The sequence below is a fragment of the Telluria sp. GW821-FHT07G12 genome, from assembly GCF_059418525.1.
In genome coordinates this window covers 996,493-1,013,935 of sequence record NZ_JBWKQA010000001.1, presented here as the reverse complement: position 1 = coordinate 1,013,935, position 17,443 = coordinate 996,493, and the positions used below count along the sequence as shown (strand labels likewise).

General features: G+C 64.9%; 11 protein-coding genes. 5 read left to right on the top strand and 6 right to left on the bottom strand.

Annotated features, from left to right (window positions below; genetic code table 11):
- Nucleotides 1-4 precede the first annotated feature (4 nt).
- Together AC07PE_RS04850 and AC07PE_RS04845 are read right to left on the bottom strand one after the other, a co-directional pair.
- Nucleotides 5-2,920, bottom strand: coding sequence for an alpha-L-rhamnosidase-related protein (locus AC07PE_RS04850; RefSeq protein WP_498762103.1), 2,916 nt, complete (start codon nucleotides 2,918-2,920; stop codon nucleotides 5-7).
- A 41-nt stretch (nucleotides 2,921-2,961) separates the two neighbouring features.
- Nucleotides 2,962-4,836 carry a glycoside hydrolase family 13 protein gene (locus AC07PE_RS04845; RefSeq protein WP_498762101.1) on the bottom strand — a complete coding sequence of 625 codons (1,875 nt, stop codon included), beginning with the start codon at nucleotides 4,834-4,836 and terminating at the stop codon, nucleotides 2,962-2,964.
- A 527-nt stretch (nucleotides 4,837-5,363) separates the two neighbouring features.
- On the opposite strand from AC07PE_RS04845, the gene AC07PE_RS04840 reads away from it, so the two are divergent.
- The gene (locus AC07PE_RS04840; protein WP_498762099.1) at nucleotides 5,364-8,132 is read left to right on the top strand and encodes a TonB-dependent receptor; all 2,769 of its coding nucleotides are present in this window, start codon (nucleotides 5,364-5,366) and stop codon (nucleotides 8,130-8,132) included.
- A gap of 86 nt (nucleotides 8,133-8,218) precedes the next feature.
- Complete coding sequence (locus tag AC07PE_RS04835) at nucleotides 8,219-9,751, top strand: tryptophan halogenase family protein (protein ID WP_498762097.1); 1,533 nt, start codon at nucleotides 8,219-8,221, stop codon at nucleotides 9,749-9,751.
- On the opposite strand, the gene AC07PE_RS04830 is transcribed toward AC07PE_RS04835, so the two are convergent.
- The 4 genes from AC07PE_RS04830 to AC07PE_RS04815 all read right to left on the bottom strand — a co-directional run bounded on the left by AC07PE_RS04830 (nucleotide 9,702) and on the right by AC07PE_RS04815 (nucleotide 12,326).
- A complete protein-coding gene (locus tag AC07PE_RS04830; protein WP_498762095.1) occupies nucleotides 9,702-10,121 on the bottom strand; it encodes a (R)-mandelonitrile lyase in 420 nt (139 codons plus the stop codon). The genes AC07PE_RS04835 and AC07PE_RS04830 overlap by 50 nt on opposite strands.
- A 2-nt stretch (nucleotides 10,122-10,123) precedes the next feature.
- Complete coding sequence (locus AC07PE_RS04825) at nucleotides 10,124-10,879, bottom strand: carboxymuconolactone decarboxylase family protein (protein ID WP_498762093.1); 756 nt, start codon at nucleotides 10,877-10,879, stop codon at nucleotides 10,124-10,126.
- Nucleotides 10,860-11,336: a (R)-mandelonitrile lyase gene (locus AC07PE_RS04820; protein WP_498762977.1), complete on the bottom strand. Its 477-nt coding sequence runs from the start codon at nucleotides 11,334-11,336 to the stop codon at nucleotides 10,860-10,862. Before AC07PE_RS04820 ends, AC07PE_RS04825 begins: the two co-directional genes overlap by 20 nt.
- A 90-nt stretch (nucleotides 11,337-11,426) precedes the next feature.
- Nucleotides 11,427-12,326: a LysR family transcriptional regulator gene (locus AC07PE_RS04815; protein WP_498762091.1), complete on the bottom strand. Its 900-nt coding sequence runs from the start codon at nucleotides 12,324-12,326 to the stop codon at nucleotides 11,427-11,429.
- 116 nt (nucleotides 12,327-12,442) lie between these two features.
- On the opposite strand from AC07PE_RS04815, the gene AC07PE_RS04810 reads away from it, so the two are divergent.
- The 3 genes from AC07PE_RS04810 to AC07PE_RS04800 all read left to right on the top strand — a co-directional run bounded on the left by AC07PE_RS04810 (nucleotide 12,443) and on the right by AC07PE_RS04800 (nucleotide 17,434).
- Nucleotides 12,443-14,251, top strand: coding sequence for a DEAD/DEAH box helicase (locus AC07PE_RS04810; protein WP_498762089.1), 1,809 nt, complete (start codon nucleotides 12,443-12,445; stop codon nucleotides 14,249-14,251).
- Nucleotides 14,252-14,398: 147 nt separating this feature from the next.
- Nucleotides 14,399-15,718 carry an MFS transporter gene (locus AC07PE_RS04805; RefSeq protein WP_498762975.1) on the top strand — a complete coding sequence of 440 codons (1,320 nt, stop codon included), beginning with the start codon at nucleotides 14,399-14,401 and terminating at the stop codon, nucleotides 15,716-15,718.
- An 84-nt stretch (nucleotides 15,719-15,802) separates the two neighbouring features.
- A complete protein-coding gene (locus tag AC07PE_RS04800; RefSeq protein WP_498762087.1) occupies nucleotides 15,803-17,434 on the top strand; it encodes an alpha-D-glucose phosphate-specific phosphoglucomutase in 1,632 nt (543 codons plus the stop codon).
- Nucleotides 17,435-17,443: the final 9 nt, after the last annotated feature.

The window sequence follows — 17,443 nt, the reverse complement described above, 5'->3', positions numbered from 1 at the left end:
CGTGTCAGTGCACGCGCAGCAGGCGCACGCCATAGATGTCGAAGCGGTTGGATGGTCCTTCTACGCCGCCGGCCGCGCTGAACGTGCTGTTGCTCTGCAGGTAGCTCATGTTGTAGAAGTCGCTCATCTCGATCCGATAGGCGCGGCCCGGTGTCAGGCGCGCCGCCAGCGGCGTCGAATACACGATGGGCGTATGCGCCTTCTCGATGCGCGCGTGCGGCAGCTGCACCACGCCCTGCGCGACGATGGCGCCCGACTCATCCTTTACCGCCAGCCATTTTACGCCACCGCTGATGCCCAGGTTCACCTGGTTGGCGCCGTTGTGGTAGCGGACCTGGACGGCGTAGTCGCCGGCATGCGGCACCTTGACATCCCTGACGCCGAAGCGGTCCTGGGGCTTGCCCCAGTTGGCCAGGTGCGGCTCGTCGAAGCGCGGCGAGGGAGCTGCGAGCGGCACGCCGGCGCTCACGCGCGGATCACTTGCAGGGATCTCGACGCCCGCATCGAGGCAGCGCGGGCGGCTGTGGTGGCTGCGGTTGCCCGAGCCCTCGAATGCCGCTTCGATCGCGTAGCAGGCGGTGGCCGTGGCGTGCCTGTCGGTCCAGGCGCCGGCCGGCAGCCCGGCGGCCACCAGCTTGCCGTCGCGGTAGACGTTATAGTGAACCTTGCCTGTATCCTTGGCTTCGATCCTCAGCGTCGCGTTGCCGCCGGCGTCGCGCTTGAGGTCCGCGATGACCGGTTCGTGCGGTCCGAACACAGTGGGCGTCTCGACATAGGGATCGGCGTTCACGCGGCGGATCGCCTGCTCGCCGGCTTCCAGTTTGCCCAGCACGATCTCGATCTGGTTGTCGGCCGCCAGTTCGCTCCACTTGATGCTGGCGCCGGCCGGCTTGCCGTTCAGGAGGATGCGTTCGACCGCATACACGCCGTTGTCCGCTGTACCGGCTGCCGGCAGGCGCAGCTTGATATTCAGCGCGCGGTCCTGCAGGCGCAGGTTGTACAGGGCGATCTCATTGGTGGCCGCGAACACGCCGCCACGCAGTTTCGCCGTCACGAAGGGCTGCAGGGCGATGCCCTCGTTCGTCGCCGAGACCCCGAACACATTGCGCACCACCATGCCGATATAGGCGCCGACGGACCACAGCTGGCGCTTCGAGTTGATGACGGGACCGATCAGCTTCGGATGGGCATCAATCAGCAGCAGCGGCTGGCCGGACAGCCACTCCAGGTTCTCCATGTTCGACAGGTTCAGCGCCGCGCCGCGCATCAGCGAATCGTAGGCAGCGTCGGCCACGGCCACGTTGCGGCCAGCGACCGCGGCGCGCAAGCCGTAGGCCGTCACGAAGGGCCACATGGCGCGGTTGTGATAGACCGGCATGTCGAGCTGCTGCGGCCAGATCACCGGCGCGCCCATGGGGCCGTGCGGATAGCTGGCCAGGATGCGGCGCGCGCGCTTGTCGTCGGCGATGCCGGTGACGATGGCCAGCGACTGCCCCAGCCAGTCGAACTTGTGCATGGGCGCGCCGTCGAAGTGGGCAGCGGTGAGGCTGCTGTACATGCCGGCGTCTTCCAGCCACAGGCGGGCGTTGATCGCGCGCTTGAGATCGCGTGCCCAGGCCTCGTAACGCTTTGCACGGGCGGCGTCTTTCTGTTCGCGCGCCAGCATGGCCGCCAGCGTGAGGGCCTTGTAGTGGCCGACGTTGGTGGACAGGGCCTTGGCGCTGGCCATCGAGGCCAGGTCGTCCGGGATCCACGACGCGTAGCTCTGGTCGCGCCAGTCGAGGAAGGATTCCTCGCCCGTGTACAGGCCGCTCGCCTTGTCAAAGGCGGCGATGCGGTCGTTGTCTATGGTATTGGATAAGGCCTTCAGCGCGGTGGCGGCGAAGGCCGGGCGCTCTGCGGCCGGCAGGGACTTCAGCACTTCCTCGGCGGCGAAAGCCCAGGTGATGCGGTCGGTGCTGACCGGCCAGCTGCCGCCGCTGCCGGTGTCCTGTGCGATTTGCAGGCCGTCCGGCGTACCGGCGACTTGCGCTGCCTTGGTAATGCCATCGCGCCAGCCGGACAGTTTGAACAGCAGCGAATTGCGCACCCGCTGCGGATCCAGCATGGCGAGGCCCAGGTCGGCCGCATACGACAGGTCGCGGGTCCAGACGTAGTGCCACTTCTCGCCGGTCTCGAAGCAGTCGCAGGGGATGGCGTTGTTGCCGTTGTAGTTACCGTCGCGGATTTCCTTGACCGAGTCCAGGCGCATCTCGTGGGCCGCCAGCGCGAACAGGGCGTCGAAGCCCAGGTTGCCGCTGCGGACCTGGGGCAGGGTGGCGTCCTCCTTATAAGTAGTAGATTGCGGGCCGGGATCGCGCAGCTGCATGGTGGTCGAGTGCGCGTAGTTGCGCAGCGGCGCCTGCGGGTCCCGCACCGAGAAGCGCGCCGTCTCCTGCTTGCCATCCCAGGTCGGGAAGCTCAGGGACGCCGTCGCGCCCGCACCAGCGTGCGGATCGACGGCCGGGCCGGAGGCTGGTGTCTCGACGCGGCTCACGCTCAGCACCGGTTTCGAAGGATCGCTCACGTCGACGCGGAAGCGGAAGCTCGCGGTCTGCTTCGTGAACAGGTAGTCTTCGGGACCTGCCTCGGTGGCCAACGGATAGCTTGTGCCAAGTGCGACGGCCACGCTGGCCGAAGGGTTCGCGACCCACTCGGCGTTCCAGTCCTTGCTGCCGATCTTGAAGGCGTGGTTGCCCGGGCTGACCAGGATGTCGGTCTGGTAGACGCCCTTGCCTTGATAGGCGAGCTGGTTGTCGGTGCCCCAGCCGTTGAAGGCGCCGCGCACGTAGATGTCGTAGCGCAGCGGCGGCGCCTCGGCGGCGATGGCGGGGACAGATTGCGCGACCAGGGCCGCGATCAGAAGAGCAGATGATTTCATGAGTAGGGTGGGCACCACGTGCCCACGCGTGACGGTTGCGGTCAGATTTCCAGAATCAGCGTGGCCTTGGCCGGCAGTCGAATCTCATCCTTCAGCGAATAGGTCTTGCCGCTCAGGACGTCAACACCGGACGACACCCCCGACAGCATCTCACGGAAACGCCCCGCATCCAGCACGGTTTCCTTGTCGTTCGCATTGAAGGCCACCATCACCTTCCTGGCCCCATCGTAGCGGAAGTAGACATAGGTATTGTTCTCCGGCCCATAGTGCATCAGCTTCCCATGATGGATGACCGGATTGTTCTTCCGCCAGTTCACCAGCTTCTTCACGAAAGCCTGCGCCTCGCGCTGGCGCGGCGTGAGGCCGGCGCCGGTGAAGGCATTGACCTTGTCGCCGGCCCAGCCGCCGGGGAAGTCGCGGCGGTAGCTGTTGTCGTCGCGCTCCTTGGTGGCGCTGGTCATCAGGAGTTCGTCGCCGGTGTAGAACTGCGGGATGCGCGGCATCGTCATGACGAAGGCGAGATCCATCTTCCAGCGGTCGAGATCCTCGCCGACCACGCTGTAGAGGCGTGCGATGTCGTGGTTGGCCTCGAACAGCACCAGGCGGCTCGGGTCCGGGTACAGGTAGTCGAGCGACAGGGTCTCGTAGACGTCGTGGAAGATGTTCTTGCCTTCATGGTCCGCCAGCGCGTTGCGCATCGCCTCGGTCAGCGGGAAGTCCATCATGCTGGGCATGGAGCTGACGTAGCCGTCGAAGTTGGCCTTGCCGCGCTGCCAGTGCGCGACCACGGCCGGCAGCTTGCTCCATTCCTCGCCCACCATGTTCAGCTGCGGGTACTCGGCCATCAGGCGCTTCGTGTATTCGGTCAGGAAGGCGCCGTCGGAATAGCCGAAGGTGTCGATCCGTAGTCCGCTCAAGCCGGCGTACTCGATCCACCAGATATTGTTCTGGATGAGGTAGTTGGCGACCAGCGGGTTGGTCTGGTTCATGTCCGGCATGCCCGGGCTGAACCAGCCGGTGGTGAAGTTGCTGGCGTCTTCTTTCGACGCATACGGGTCCTGCACGGCGGTGCGGTGGTGATTCGTGCCCACGAACTTGCCGGCGTGGTTGACCCAGTCCGGCGTCGGCAGGTCCTTCATCCACCAGTGGCCCTTGCCGATGTGCGAGAGCACCACGTCCTGGATCAGGCCGATGCCATGCTTGCGCGCTTCTTTCGACAGGCGCACGTAATCCTCGTTGCTGCCGTAGCGCGGGTCGATCTTGTAGTGGTCGGTGGCGGCGTAGCCGTGGTAGGAGGCGGCCGGCATGTCGTTCTCGACCAGCGGCGTCGGCCACAGCTGGGTAAAGCCCATGCCGGCGATGTAGTCGAGGTGGTCGATCATGCCCTGGATGTCGCCGCCGTGGCGGCCGTGGCCCAGCTTGCGGTCCAGTTTGTCGGCCAGGCCGGCGACGCTGTCGTTTTTCGGATCGCCGTTGGCAAAGCGGTCCGGCATCACCTGATAGATCGCATCCTGGGTATCGAAGCCCTTGCGCTGGGCGGAGCCGTTCTCGCGCGCCAGCAGGCGGTAGGTATAGCTGGTGCTGCGCGCGGCAGTGTCTCCCTTGCCGCGGAAATCGATGCGCACGTCCCCCGGCACCGCCTTGCTGTCCACGACCAGGTCGATGAACACATAGTTGCGGTTGGCGACCCGCGTCACCTGGGCGATGCGCACACCGGGATAGTCGAGCGCCGGCTCGAGCTCGGCGATGGCGGGGCCGTGCACCATCAGCTGCAGGCGCTGGTCGTGCATGCCGGCCCACCAGAAGGGCGGCTCGACGTGGTCGATCGCGGGCGCCTGGGCGTGGACCGCGCCGGTGGCGAACAGGGCGGCGCCGATGAGGATGCTGGAAAGGGTGAGTCGGAAGGGGGCGGGCATGGAAAGCGTCTCCGTAAGTAGTGCAACTACATCGGCAAGCGGACAGAAGTGTCCTGATAAATATGCCGGATTTGCATTGTTGCCCCGAGAATACTACAGCGATGAACTAGCTTCAACGACAGTGAGCAGTTGCAGGTCTAGTTTTGCTACAGCATTTCAGCGGCATACATACACGCTGCAGAGCAAACACCTTGACATAAACTGAAAATCTACTACGAAAATTTGCACCATGATGGTGCAAAAGCAAGCATTATTGGTGCAAAGTAAGCAATTTGTAGTACGACTACATCGTCTGTATAAGCTCTTTGTAGCTCGAATACAACGATATACGCCTTCACTCTCAGAAATCTACGTAAAAATCCGAGATTCCCGTAGTCCCGGACAAGTGTCGTTGACAGTGCATCTAGTTTTAGTACAGAATCCTTGGCAGAACGTCTAAGAAACGTTTGCTTCTGGCTCCCGTAGTGATGGCTCTCCGGCTAGTGTTTTCGGGAAAAAACATAGATTTGTACGATTTGAGGGGACACATGAACCTGATCAATAAGCGCACGGCGCGCACTGTGCCGGGCAGCATCGCATTTAAGCTCAGCCCGGTTGCAGCGGGCTGCGCCGTCTTTATGGCCCTGACCAGCCATGCCGCACTCGCGCAGGAAACCAGCACCCAGGACGCAGCCGCCACCGGCGCGACCAATTCGGGTGTGTCGACCGTGACCGTGACCGGTATCCGCCGCGGTATCGAGGCGGCCATCTCGGTCAAGAAGAACAACGACTCCATCGTGGAAGCGATTTCGGCTGAAGACATCGGCAAGCTGCCGGACCAGTCGATCGCCGAGTCGATCGCCCGTCTGCCGGGCGTGACCGCCCAGCGCACCAACGGCCAGGCGGCCGTGATCTCGATCCGCGGCATGTCCCCGGACTTCTCGACCGGCCTGCTGAACGGCCGCGAGCAAGTCTCGACCGGCGACTCGCGCGGCGTCGAATTCGACCAGTACCCGTCCGAGCTGCTGTCGGGCGTGGTGATCTACAAGACCCCGGACGGCGCACTGGTCGGCCAGGGCCTGTCGGGCACCGTCGACCTGCAGACCGTGCGTCCGCTGGACTTTAACAAGCGCACCATCGCCCTGAATTACCGCCGCGACAAGACCGGCCTGGGCATGGATAACGACAAGGGCCACGGCAACCGCTTCACCTTCTCGTACATCGACCAGTTCGCGAACCGCCAGGTCGGCGTGGCCTTCGGCTTCGCGCGCCTGCAGGGCAAGAGCGGCGACACCACCCGCTTCGAATCCTGGGGCAGCGGCACCGCCAACTACAACGGCACCAAGGTCAACGTCCCGTACAACGGCTTCAATGCCTGGACCGACGGTTACTCGCAGTCGCGCAACGGCCTGATGGGCGTGGTCCAGTACCGTCCGAGCAAGGACTTCACTTCGACGGTCGACATGTTCTACACCGTCTACGACCGTAACAACAAGACCCGCGGCATCCAGATGCCGCTGAACGACGACTACACCAGCACCACCAGCAAGTACGACCAGCCGGGCCACCTGATCAACGCGACCCTGTCGGGCAACAACGTCACTGCCGGCTCCTTCGACAACGTCAAGGCCGTGGTCCGTAACGACGCCGTGGCGTGGAAAGACACCACCAAGTCGATCGGCTGGAACAACAAGCTGCGCGTCAACCAGGACTGGACCGCCAACCTCGACCTGTCGTTCAACTCGGCCGAGCGTAACGGCACCAACATCGAAACCTACGGCGGCGCAGGCCTCGACACCGTCAAGTTCACCGCAGGCAGCCAGACCTTCGTGCCGGGCCTGAACTACGGCGACACCAGCGTCGTCAAGCTGACCGACCCGCAGGGCTGGGGCGGCGCCGACATCCAGGCCGGTTACGTCAAGTTCCCGCACGTCTACGACAAGATCAATGCGCAGCGCCTGGACTTCTCGCGTGACCTGCCGGACGGAATGTTCTTCAGCAAGCTGACCACCGGCGTGAACGTATCGAGCCGTTCGAAGACCCGCGAGTACACCGAGAACCTGCTGTCGGTGAAGGGCAGCAGCAACCCGTTCGCCACCGAGGCTTATCCTTCGGGCAGCGGTTCGGCAGCGGCTGGTCCGACCGGCATCAACGTCGTCACCTTCGACCCGGTCGCCAACCTGACGGCGCTGTACGACCTGAAGCAGAAGATGCACCCGGACATCACGAACAAGGACTGGATCGTGAACGAGAAGGTCACCACCGCCTTCGCCAAGCTGGGTATCGATACGCAAGTCGGCGTTCTGCCGGTGCGCGGCTCCCTGGGCCTGCAGATGGTGCACACCAAGCAGGATTCGACCGCGTACTCGGTCGACAAGAACGGCGGCACCAGCGACGCGACCCGTCCGACCGCACCGGTCACGGATGGCACCAGCTACAACGACTTCCTGCCGAGCCTGAACCTGATCGGCGACCTGGGCAACCAGCAATCGCTGCGCTTCTCGCTGTCGAAGATCATGGCTCGTCCGACCCTGAACGACATGCGCGCCAGCGGTAACTTCGGCTACGACGCGACCCGCGGCATCTACAGCGGCAGCGGCGGCAATGCGAAACTGGATCCGTTCCGCGCCAAGGGCATCGACCTGTCGTACGAGAAGTACTGGGACAGCAAGGCCTACGTCAGCGCCGCGGTGTTCTACAAGAAGCTGGACACCTACATCGTGAACGTCCCGCGCTCGGTCGACTTCACCCCGTACCTGCAGCCGACCACCGTCAAGGCGCCGACCAACATCGGCGAGTTCACTGCGCCGGTCAACGGCCACGGCGGCAACATCAAGGGCGTGGAACTGGCAGCGTCGATGCCGCTGAACGTGTTCACCCGCTACCTGGATGGTTTCGGCGTGGTGGCCAACGCGTCGCAGACGGCCAGCGCAGTCAACCTGCCTGACACGGCCGAAGGCGGCTCGGGCACCATGGGCCTGCCGGGTCTGTCGAAGCGCGTTGCCAGCCTGACGCTGTACTACGAGAAGGCAGGCTTCTCGGCACGTGCGGCTGAGCGCTACCGCTCGGACTTCATCGGTGACGTCACCACCAACACCGGCGACCGTCAGCTCACCTATATCAACGGCGAGAAGATCCTGGACCTGCAGTTCGGCTACGAGATCCAGAGCGGCCCGATGAAAGGCCTGTCCTTCCTGCTCGAGATGAACAACGTGAACGACGCGCACTTCAAGCGTTATCGCAAGACCAAGGATAACGTCATCGAAGACACCCGCTACGGCCGCACCGTGCTGTTCGGTCTGAACTACAAGCTGTAATTCATTTGTCGGCGCAAGCCGGTATCTGAAAAAAACCCCCTGCACGGTTTGACCGGACAGGGGGTTTTTCATATCCTGTACAGACAATGAAAAACGAGACACCAACCCTCATCAAGAACATCGTGATCGTCGGCGGCGGCACTGCCGGCTGGATGGCCGCGGCCTCGCTGTCGGCGCTGCTGCAGAAGCGCTACGCGATCCGCCTGATCGAATCCGACGAGATCTCCACCGTCGGCGTCGGCGAATCGACGATCCCGATGATCCGCCTGTTCAACACCGCCCTCGGCATCAACGAGGACGAGTTCATGCGCGAGACCAAGGCCACCTTCAAGCTCGGCATCGAGTTTAAGGACTGGGGCAAACTGGGTGAGCGCTACATGCATGGCTTCGGCACCTTCGGCCAGCCTTTGTGGACGCTCGAATTCTTCCAGTACTGGCTGCGCGCCTGGCAGATGGGCAAAGCGCCGGACCTCGAGCGCTATTCGCTCAACCGCATGGCCGCGAACGCCGGCAAGTTCATGCGCCCGAATCCGGAGATGCCGAATTCGCCGCTGGCCGACATCCCCTACGCCTTCCACCTCGACGCGGGCCTGTACGCAGGCTACCTGCGAAAGTACGCCGAGAGCCATGGCGTGGTGCGCACCGAAGGCAAGGTCGTCGACGTGCGCCAGCGCGTCGATGGCTTCATCGACTCGGTCGTGATGGAGAACGGCGCCGCCATCGAGGGCGACCTGTTCATCGACTGCTCGGGCTTCCGCGCCCTGCTGATCGAGCAGACCCTAAAAACCGGCTTCGAGGACTGGAGCCACTGGCTGCCCTGCGACCGCGCCTGGGCGGTGCCCTGCGAATTGTCGGGCAAGCTGCTGCCCTACACGCGCGCGACCGCGCGTCCGGCCGGCTGGCAATGGCGCATCGGCCTGCAGCACCGCACCGGCAACGGTCACGTGTATTCGAGCCGCCATATGAGCGACGACGAGGCGGCATCCATCCTGATGGACAACCTGGACGGCAAGGCGCTGGCCGAGCCGCGCATGCTGCGCTTCACGGCGGGCAAGCGCAAGAAGGTGTGGAACAAGAACGTGGTGGCGGTGGGCCTGTCCTCGGGCTTCCTGGAGCCGCTGGAATCGACCTCCATCCACCTGGTCCAGTCGACGATCTCGCGCCTGGTCGGCTTCTTCCCGGATGCCGGCTTCCACCAGGCCGACATCGACGAGTTCAACCTGCAGTGCGACTTCGAGATCGAGCGCATCCGCGACTTCATCATGCTGCACTATGTCGCGACCGAGCGGAACGACACGCCGTTCTGGGACTTCTGCCGCACCATGGACATCCCGGATACCCTGCGCCGCAAGATCGACCTGTACAAGGCCCACGGCCGCGTGGTGCGCGAGAACAACGAGCTGTTCGCGGAGATCGGCTGGCAGCAGGTGCTGCACGGGCAGGGCGTGCGCCCACAGGGCCACCACCCGCTGGCGGCCCTGCTGGAGGAAAAGGACTTGCTCGCCTTCCTCGGCAATATCGAGGCGGTGATCGGCAAGTGCGTCGACGTGATGCCGACGCACGATGACTTCATTGCTGCGGTCGTGAAGGCGGGCCAGCAAGGTAGTGCTCGTCGCTGACCTTCTCCAGCCACACCACGTTCACGCCATCCAGCGCTTCCTGGATGGCGATGTGCGTCATCGACGTGGTGGGCGAGGCGCCGTGCCAGTGCTTGTGGCCCGGCGGGCACCAGATCACGTCGCCGGCGCGGATCTCGACGATGGGTTCCCCTTCGCACTGGGTCCAGCCGCAGCCGCTTGTGACGATGAGCGTCTGGCCCAGCGGGTGGGTATGCCAGGCCGAGCGCGCGCCCGGTTCGAAAGTGACGCTGGCGCACGAGACGCGCGAGGGTTCGGGCGCGCTGTTGAGCGGGTCGATCCGCACGGTGCCGGTGAAGTACTGCTCCGGGCCCTTCATCGAAGGCTGGGAGCCGACGCGTTTGAGCTGCATGTCTATTCCTTTCGTTTTGCGAACACGTCCTTGAAGACCGGCATGGCCGAGAACACGTTCGGCCAGCCGGCGTAGAAGGCCAGCTGGGTCAGCGCTTCGGACGCCTGCGTTTCGGTCAGGCCATTGTCCATCGCGCGGTTGAGGTGATAGGTGATCTGGGCTGTCTGCCCGGATGCCACCAGCGCGCTGACGGTGACCAGGCTGCGGTCGCACGGCGCCAGGCCGGGACGCAGCCAGAGGTCACGGAACAGCGCGTCGGTCGTGTACTTGACGACGCCGGGCGCGGTCTTGCCGAAGTTCTCCTCGACGTTCTTTGCACGGGCGGCTTCCGCTTTCTCGTCCAGCGGCAGCAAGGCCGGTTTCGCCGGCGGCAGCTGAGCGGTCTCTATCTTCCGTTCGTCAAATACGGCGCGCATTGCGGCATCGGCGGCGGTGGCGTTCGGCCAACCCGCATAAAAGGCCAGCTGGGTAATCAGCTCGGCGATCTCGCCCGGCCTGACGCCGCTGTCGAGCGCGCGGTTCAGGTAGAAGGGCAGGTCGTGGGCCTGGTTCTTCGCCACCAGCACGGACAGCGTGACGATGCTGCGGTCGCGCGGCGACAGGCCCGGACGCTGCCACAGCTCGCCCAGCGCCAGCGTTTGCGTATAGTGTTCGAGCGCGGGTGTCATCATCGGTTTCTCCTTCTTGAGTGGCGCGGCCTGCGCATAGGCGCAGCACAGCAGGGCCGCCAGGGCGATCTTATTTGCCGTACTGTTCATCGCTGACCTTTTCCATCCAGTCGACGTTCCTGCCCTCGACGCTGTCCTGGATCGCAATGTGGGTGAGCGAGGTCGTGGGCGCGGCGCCGTGCCAGTGCTTGACCCCGGGCGGGGTCCAGATCACGTCACCGGGACGGATCTCCTGGACCGGCCCGCCCCAGCGCTGCACGCGGCCGGCGCCGGCCGTCACGATCAATACCTGGCCGGCGGGATGCGTGTGCCAGGCCGAGCGCGCGCCCGGCTCAAATGTCACGTAGGCGCCCGAGGTGTTCATCGGCGGGTGTACCGGGAAGAGCGGATCGACGCGCGCGCTGCCGGTGAAATACTGGGCCGGGCCTTTGCTGGAAGGCTGGCTGCCGGCGCGGGCGATGCTCATATCGGGTGCGGCTGCCTGGACCTGCGCGAAGGTGGGGGCGGCGAACAGCAGCGCGAATGCAGTTGCGGCTAAGCGTCTCATCATTGGCATCTCGTGGCTGAAAAAGCCACTATAGCCAGCCCTCGATCATGAGAGTAGCCGTGTTTTATTCAATGCCGATATGAGGAATTTTCACGAATCGCTACGCCAGCGCAGCGCCTCGACCACCAGCGCGAAGGCGGGCGAGGCCTGGCGCCGGCTCGGATAATAAAGGTGGTAGCCGGGGTAGGTAGGGCACCAGTCTTCCAGCACCCGCTGCAATCTGCCGGCGGCCACGTGTTCTTCGACCATGTCGTCCGGCAGCGAGGCCAGGCCGGCGCCGTCCAGCGCCGCCTGCAGTTTCTGCGGCGTGGTATTGAAGATGGCCTGGCCATCCACCTGCACCTGCAGCTCCTTGCCGTCCCGCGCGAACTCCCATGGCGCCAGGCCGCCGTGGGTCGCCAGGCGCAGGTTGATGCAGTTGTGGCGCACCAGGTCCTGCGGCGTCCGGGGCAGCGGCCTTACGGCCAGATAGGCGGGGCTGCCGACCACGGCGCGCTTCATGTCCGGCGAGATGCGCACGGCGATCATGTCCTTCGCCACCTGGTCTCCCAGGCGCACGCCGGCGTCGAAGCGCTCGGCGACGATGTCGATCAGGCCGTAGTTGATGCTGATCTCGAGCTTGATGTCGGGGTAGGCCGCCAGCACTGTCGACAGTTTCGGCCACAGCACCGTGCCGGCCGCGTGGTCGTGGGTGGTGATGCGGATGGTGCCGGCCGGCTTGCCGCGCGCTTCGTCCAGCGCGCTCAAGCCGGCTTCGATGGCCTCGTAGTGCGGCTCCAGCGAGGCATACAGTTTTTCGCCGGCCTCGGTGGGCGAGACGCCGCGCGTGGTGCGGGTCAGCAGGCGCACGCCCAGCCGCGTTTCGAGTCCGCGAATGGTGTGGCTGAGCGCCGATTGCGACACGCCCAGCTGCGCCGCGGCGCGCGTGAAGCTGCGCTCGCGCGCGACGAGGATGAAGGCTTGCAGGTGGTTGAAGTCGGGGCGGGGCATGGAAGAGGAGTGTAACAGCGTCGTTTTCCGGGTGCGCCGCAGCAAATAATCGAGCCCCGCGTCCCGCGAAAGAGTAAACTGTAGGATTGCCTTGAATTTTTAAGAGAATTTCCTACATGCATGACACCCAGCTCCCGACGTTTGCCGACCTGAACCTCCCCGCACCGATCCTGAAGGCGCTGAAAGACGTCGGCTACGAGACGCCGTCGCCGATCCAGGCCGCCACGATTCCCCTCCTGATGGAAGGCCGCGACATCCTCGGGCAGGCCCAGACCGGTACCGGCAAGACCGCCGCCTTCGCGCTGCCGGTCCTGTCGCGCATCGACGTCAAGAACCCCGCCGTGCAGGCGCTGGTGCTGGCGCCCACGCGTGAGCTGGCAATCCAGGTGGCCGAGGCCTTCCAGAGCTACGCCGCGCACCTGAAGAATTTCCACGTGCTGCCGATCTACGGCGGCCAGGCCTATGGCCCGCAGCTGTCGGCACTGCGCCGCGGCGCGCAGGTCGTGGTCGGCACCCCGGGCCGCGTGATCGACCACCTGGACAAAGGCACGCTTGACCTCTCGCAGCTGAAGACCCTGGTGCTGGACGAAGCCGACGAGATGCTGCGCATGGGCTTCATCGACGACGTCGAGCGCATCCTGCAGGAGACGCCGGAATCGCGCCAGACCGCGCTGTTCTCGGCCACCATGCCGCCGCAGATCAAGCGCATCGCCAATACCTACCTGAACGAGCCGAAGGAAGTGACGGTGGCCGCCAAGACCACCACCGCCGTCAACATCACCCAGCGTTACTGGCTGGTGGCCGGCCTGCAGAAGCTGGAAGCGCTGACCCGCATCCTGGAAGCCGAGCCCTTCGACGGCATGATCATCTTCGCCCGCACCAAGCTGGGCACCGAGGAGCTGGCATCCAAGCTGCAGGCGCGCGGCTTCGCGGCCGCCGCCATCAACGGCGACCTCGCCCAGCAGCAGCGCGAGCGCACCATCGAGCAGCTCAAGAACGGCAAGATCGACATCCTGGTCGCCACCGACGTCGCCGCGCGCGGCCTGGACGTCGAACGCATCACCCACGTGATCAACTACGACGTGCCGTCGGACCCGGAAAGCTACACCCACCGCATCGGCCGCACCGGCCGCGCGGGCCGCAGCGGCGACGCGATCCTGTTCGTGACCCCGCGCGAGCGCGGCCTGCTGAAGGCGATCGAGCGCGCCACGCGCCAGCCGGTCGCGCCGCTGACCCTGCCGACCATCAAGGCCGTCAACGACGTCCGCATCGCGAAGTTCAAGGACCAGATCGGCGAAGCCCTGGCCGCCGGCGGCCTGGACATGTTCCGCTCCCTGATCGAAGAATACGAGCGTGACCACAACGTGCCGGCGATCGACATCGCCGCCGCCCTGGCCAAGCTGAATCGCGGCGACGAGCCGCTGCTGCTGGAGAAGCCGGACCGCGAAGCGAAGCCGGTGCCTGAGTGGCAGGACCGCGAAGCGCGCCCGGCCCGCGCCGGCCGCGAAGGCTTCACACGGGAAGCCTTCGGTGGCGCCGAAGACCGCCCGGCGCGCCCGACGCGCGAAGGCTTCGCCCAGCCGCGCGAGAGCTACAAGAAGGAGCGCGTGATGCGCGCGCCGGAACCGGGCATGGCCACCTACCGCATCGAAGTCGGCCACGCCAACAGCGTCAAGCCGGGCAACATCGTCGGCGCCATCGCCAACGAAGGCGGCATCCCGTCCAAGGAAATCGGCCGCATCGAGATCTATGACGATTACTCGACCCTGGACATGCCGGCCGACCTGCCGCAGGACCTGCTGCAGCATCTGCAGAAGGTGTGGGTGGCGGGGCGCCAGCTGAACATCACCCGCGACGGCGAGGAGCCGATCAAGGCCGCGCCGAAGAAGAAGTTCGGCGAGAAGAAGCCTTATAAGAAGTCGTAATTCGACTACAAAACGCCCGCGAAATGCGGGCGTTCTTCTTTTATTCCTAGGTGTTGGGCGGATTGACACTCTACAATGCCCATGTTACTTTGCTACATGGAGGTAGTTCGGCGCCAGCCCGGACACCGTTAGGGGACACAGATGGAAATGCATACTCACTCGCTCAAGCCGCGCCTGTCGTTCTGGCAGCTGTGGAACATGAGTTTCGGCTTCTTCGGCATCCAGTTCGGCTTTGCGCTGCAGAACGTGAACACCAGCCGGATCTTCGCCACCCTCGGCGCCTCGGCGGACGACCTGCCGCTCGGCTGGCTGGCCGCTCCCGTCACCGGCCTGCTGGTCCAGCCCATCATCGGCTACCTCAGCGACAACACCTGGCACCCGACCTGGGGCCGCCGCCGTCCCTTCTTCTTCCTCGGCGCCATCCTGGCCGCGATCGCCCTGTTCCTGATGCCGAATTCCTCGGCCGTCTGGATGGCGGTGGCCATGCTGTGGATGATGGACGCCGCGATCAACGTCTCGATGGAGCCCTTCCGCGCCTTCGTCGGCGACAAGCTGGACACCTCGCAGCAGACCGCCGGCTTCGCGATGCAGACCTTCTTCATCGGCTGCGGCGCCGTCATCGCCTCGCTGCTGCCGATGATCTTCTCGGACTACCTTGGCGTCTCCAACGTGCCGGTGAACGGCGCGATTCCGGATACCGTGCGCTACTCCTTCTACGTGGGCGGCGCCGTGTTCCTGGCCGCCGTCAGCTGGACCGTGTTCACCGCCACCGAACTGCCGCCGCCGGACCTCGACAGCTTCAAGGCCCAGCGCCAGCATGCGCGCAGCTTCGGCGTGGCGCTGCGCGAGATCGTCGGCGGCTTCGGCCAGATGCCGAAGACCATGGTGCAGCTGGCCTTCGTCCAGTTCTTCACCTGGATCGCGCTGTTCGCGATGTGGATCTATACCGGCACCTCGATCGCCGACAACGTCTACGGCACCACCGATGCACAGTCGGCCGCCTACCAGGAAGCCGGCAACTACGTCGGCGTGATGTTCGCGATCTACAGCGGCGTGTCGGCCCTGGCGGCCTTCCTGCTGCCGGTACTGGCACGCGCCACCAGCCGCAAGTTCTGCCACGCGCTGTCGCTGGCGATCGGCGGCCTGTCGCTGGCCAGCATGTTCTTCATCCACGACAAAGCCATGTTGACCCTGCCGATGATCGGCGTCGGCATCGCCTGGGCCAGCATCCTGACCATGCCCTACGCGATCCTGGCCGGCTCGCTGCCCGCCAACCGCATGGGCTACTACATGGGCCTGTTTAACTTCTTCATCGTGATCCCGCAGATCGTCAGCGGCCTGCTGCTCGGCTTCTTCACCAAGCACCTGTTCGGCGGCCATACCGTGCTGACCCTGGTGCTGGGCGGCGCCTGCATGGTGCTGGCGGCCGTATTGACGCTGTTCGTGACCGACAAGGCAGAGAAGTAAGCTGCGCCATCAAATCCGCTCCTGTCGTATCGTAATGGTTTGACAACAAACCCATGCATTAACGAATACGACAGGAGCGCGACAATGACGATTCAAGCAGTAGCGACCACGCCGTTCGCCGGACAGCGTCCCGGCACCTCCGGTCTGCGCAAGAAGGTGACCGAGTTCCAGCAGCCCGGCTACCTCGAAAACTTCGTCGAGGCGATTTTCCTGACCCTGGGCGACTGCAGCGGCCGCACCCTCGTGCTCGGGGGCGACGGCCGTTTCTACAACCGCACTGCAGTCCAGACCATCCTGCGCATGGCCGCCGCCCACAAGGTGGCCAGGGTGCTGGTCGGGCGCGGCGGCATCCTCTCCACGCCCGCAGTCAGCTGCGTGATCCGCAAGCACGGCGCCTTCGGCGGCATCGTGCTCTCGGCCAGCCATAATCCCGGCGGCCCGGACGGCGACTTCGGCATCAAGTACAACATCGAGAACGGCGGCCCGGCCCCCGAAAAGATCACCGAGGCGATCTTCGCGCACACGCAGACGCTGAGCGAATACCGCATCAGCGATGCCGGCCCGGTCGACCTCGACCGCATCGGCAGCACGCAGCTCGAGGACATGGCGGTCGAGGTGATCGACCCGGTCGCCGACTACGCCGAGCTGATGGCGCGCCTGTTCGATTTCGACGCCATCCGCGCCCTGTTCCAGCGCGGCTTCACGATGCGCTTCGACGGCATGAGCGCCGTCTCCGGCCCCTATGCGAAAGCCATCATCGAACGCATATTGAAAGCGCCCGCGGGCACCGTCATCAATGCCGAGCCGATGGAAGACTTCGGCGGCCATCACCCGGACCCGAACCCCGTCAACGCCGCCGAACTGGTGGCGCTGATGAACGGCGCCGATGCGCCTGAATTCGGCGCCGCTTCCGACGGCGACGGCGACCGCAACATGATCGTCGGCCGCAATCTGGCCGTGGCGCCTTCGGACAGCCTGGCCATCATCGCCGCCAACGCGACCCTGGCGCCAGGCTACCGCGACGGCATCAAAGGCATCGCGCGCTCGATGCCGACCTCGCAGGCGGCCGACCGCGTGGCCGCCGCGCTGGGCATCTCCTGTTTCGAGACCCCGACCGGCTGGAAGTACTTCGGCAACCTGCTCGACGCCAACCTGGCGACCCTGTGCGGCGAGGAGAGCTATGGCACCGGCTCGAACCACATCCGCGAAAAGGATGGCGTGTGGGCCGTGCTGTTCTGGCTGAACCTGATCGCCGCCAGCGGCAAACCGGTCAACCAGATCGTGCAGGAGCACTGGGCCCGCTTCGGCCGCAACTACTATTCGCGCCACGACTACGAAGCCGTCGATGCTGCAAGCGCCGACAAGATGATGGTCGACCTGCGCGCGAAGCTGGCATCGCTGGCCGGCCAGAGCTTCGGCGAGTTCCGCGTCGCGCAGGCCGACGATTTCGTCTACACCGACCCGGTCGACCAGTCCGTCGCCACCAAACAAGGCATCCGCATCATCATGACGGACGGCTCGCGCATCGTGCTGCGCCTGTCCGGCACCGGCACCGAAGGCGCGACCGTGCGGGTCTACCTCGAACGCTACGAGGCCGACCCGTCCCGCCACAATCTCGACACCCAGGAAGCGCTAGCGCCGCTGATCGCTATCGCCGAGCAGGTGTCGGAACTGAAGCAGCGCACTGGACGCACCGAACCGAGCGTCATCACTTAACCAACCCAA

What these genes read in the sequence shown, in the direction of transcription:
- AC07PE_RS04850 (WP_498762103.1), bottom strand. Translation starts at nt 2,920, where the DNA reads ATGAAATCATCTGCTCTTCTGATCGCGGCCCTGGTCGCGCAATCTGTC.
- AC07PE_RS04845 (WP_498762101.1), bottom strand. Translation starts at nt 4,836, where the DNA reads ATGCCCGCCCCCTTCCGACTCACCCTTTCCAGCATCCTCATCGGCGCC.
- AC07PE_RS04840 (WP_498762099.1), top strand. Translation starts at nt 5,364, where the DNA reads ATGAACCTGATCAATAAGCGCACGGCGCGCACTGTGCCGGGCAGCATC.
- AC07PE_RS04835 (WP_498762097.1), top strand. Translation starts at nt 8,219, where the DNA reads ATGAAAAACGAGACACCAACCCTCATCAAGAACATCGTGATCGTCGGC.
- AC07PE_RS04830 (WP_498762095.1), bottom strand. Translation starts at nt 10,121, where the DNA reads ATGCAGCTCAAACGCGTCGGCTCCCAGCCTTCGATGAAGGGCCCGGAG.
- AC07PE_RS04825 (WP_498762093.1), bottom strand. Translation starts at nt 10,879, where the DNA reads ATGAACAGTACGGCAAATAAGATCGCCCTGGCGGCCCTGCTGTGCTGC.
- AC07PE_RS04820 (WP_498762977.1), bottom strand. Translation starts at nt 11,336, where the DNA reads ATGAGACGCTTAGCCGCAACTGCATTCGCGCTGCTGTTCGCCGCCCCC.
- AC07PE_RS04815 (WP_498762091.1), bottom strand. Translation starts at nt 12,326, where the DNA reads ATGCCCCGCCCCGACTTCAACCACCTGCAAGCCTTCATCCTCGTCGCG.
- AC07PE_RS04810 (WP_498762089.1), top strand. Translation starts at nt 12,443, where the DNA reads ATGCATGACACCCAGCTCCCGACGTTTGCCGACCTGAACCTCCCCGCA.
- AC07PE_RS04805 (WP_498762975.1), top strand. Translation starts at nt 14,399, where the DNA reads ATGCATACTCACTCGCTCAAGCCGCGCCTGTCGTTCTGGCAGCTGTGG.
- AC07PE_RS04800 (WP_498762087.1), top strand. Translation starts at nt 15,803, where the DNA reads ATGACGATTCAAGCAGTAGCGACCACGCCGTTCGCCGGACAGCGTCCC.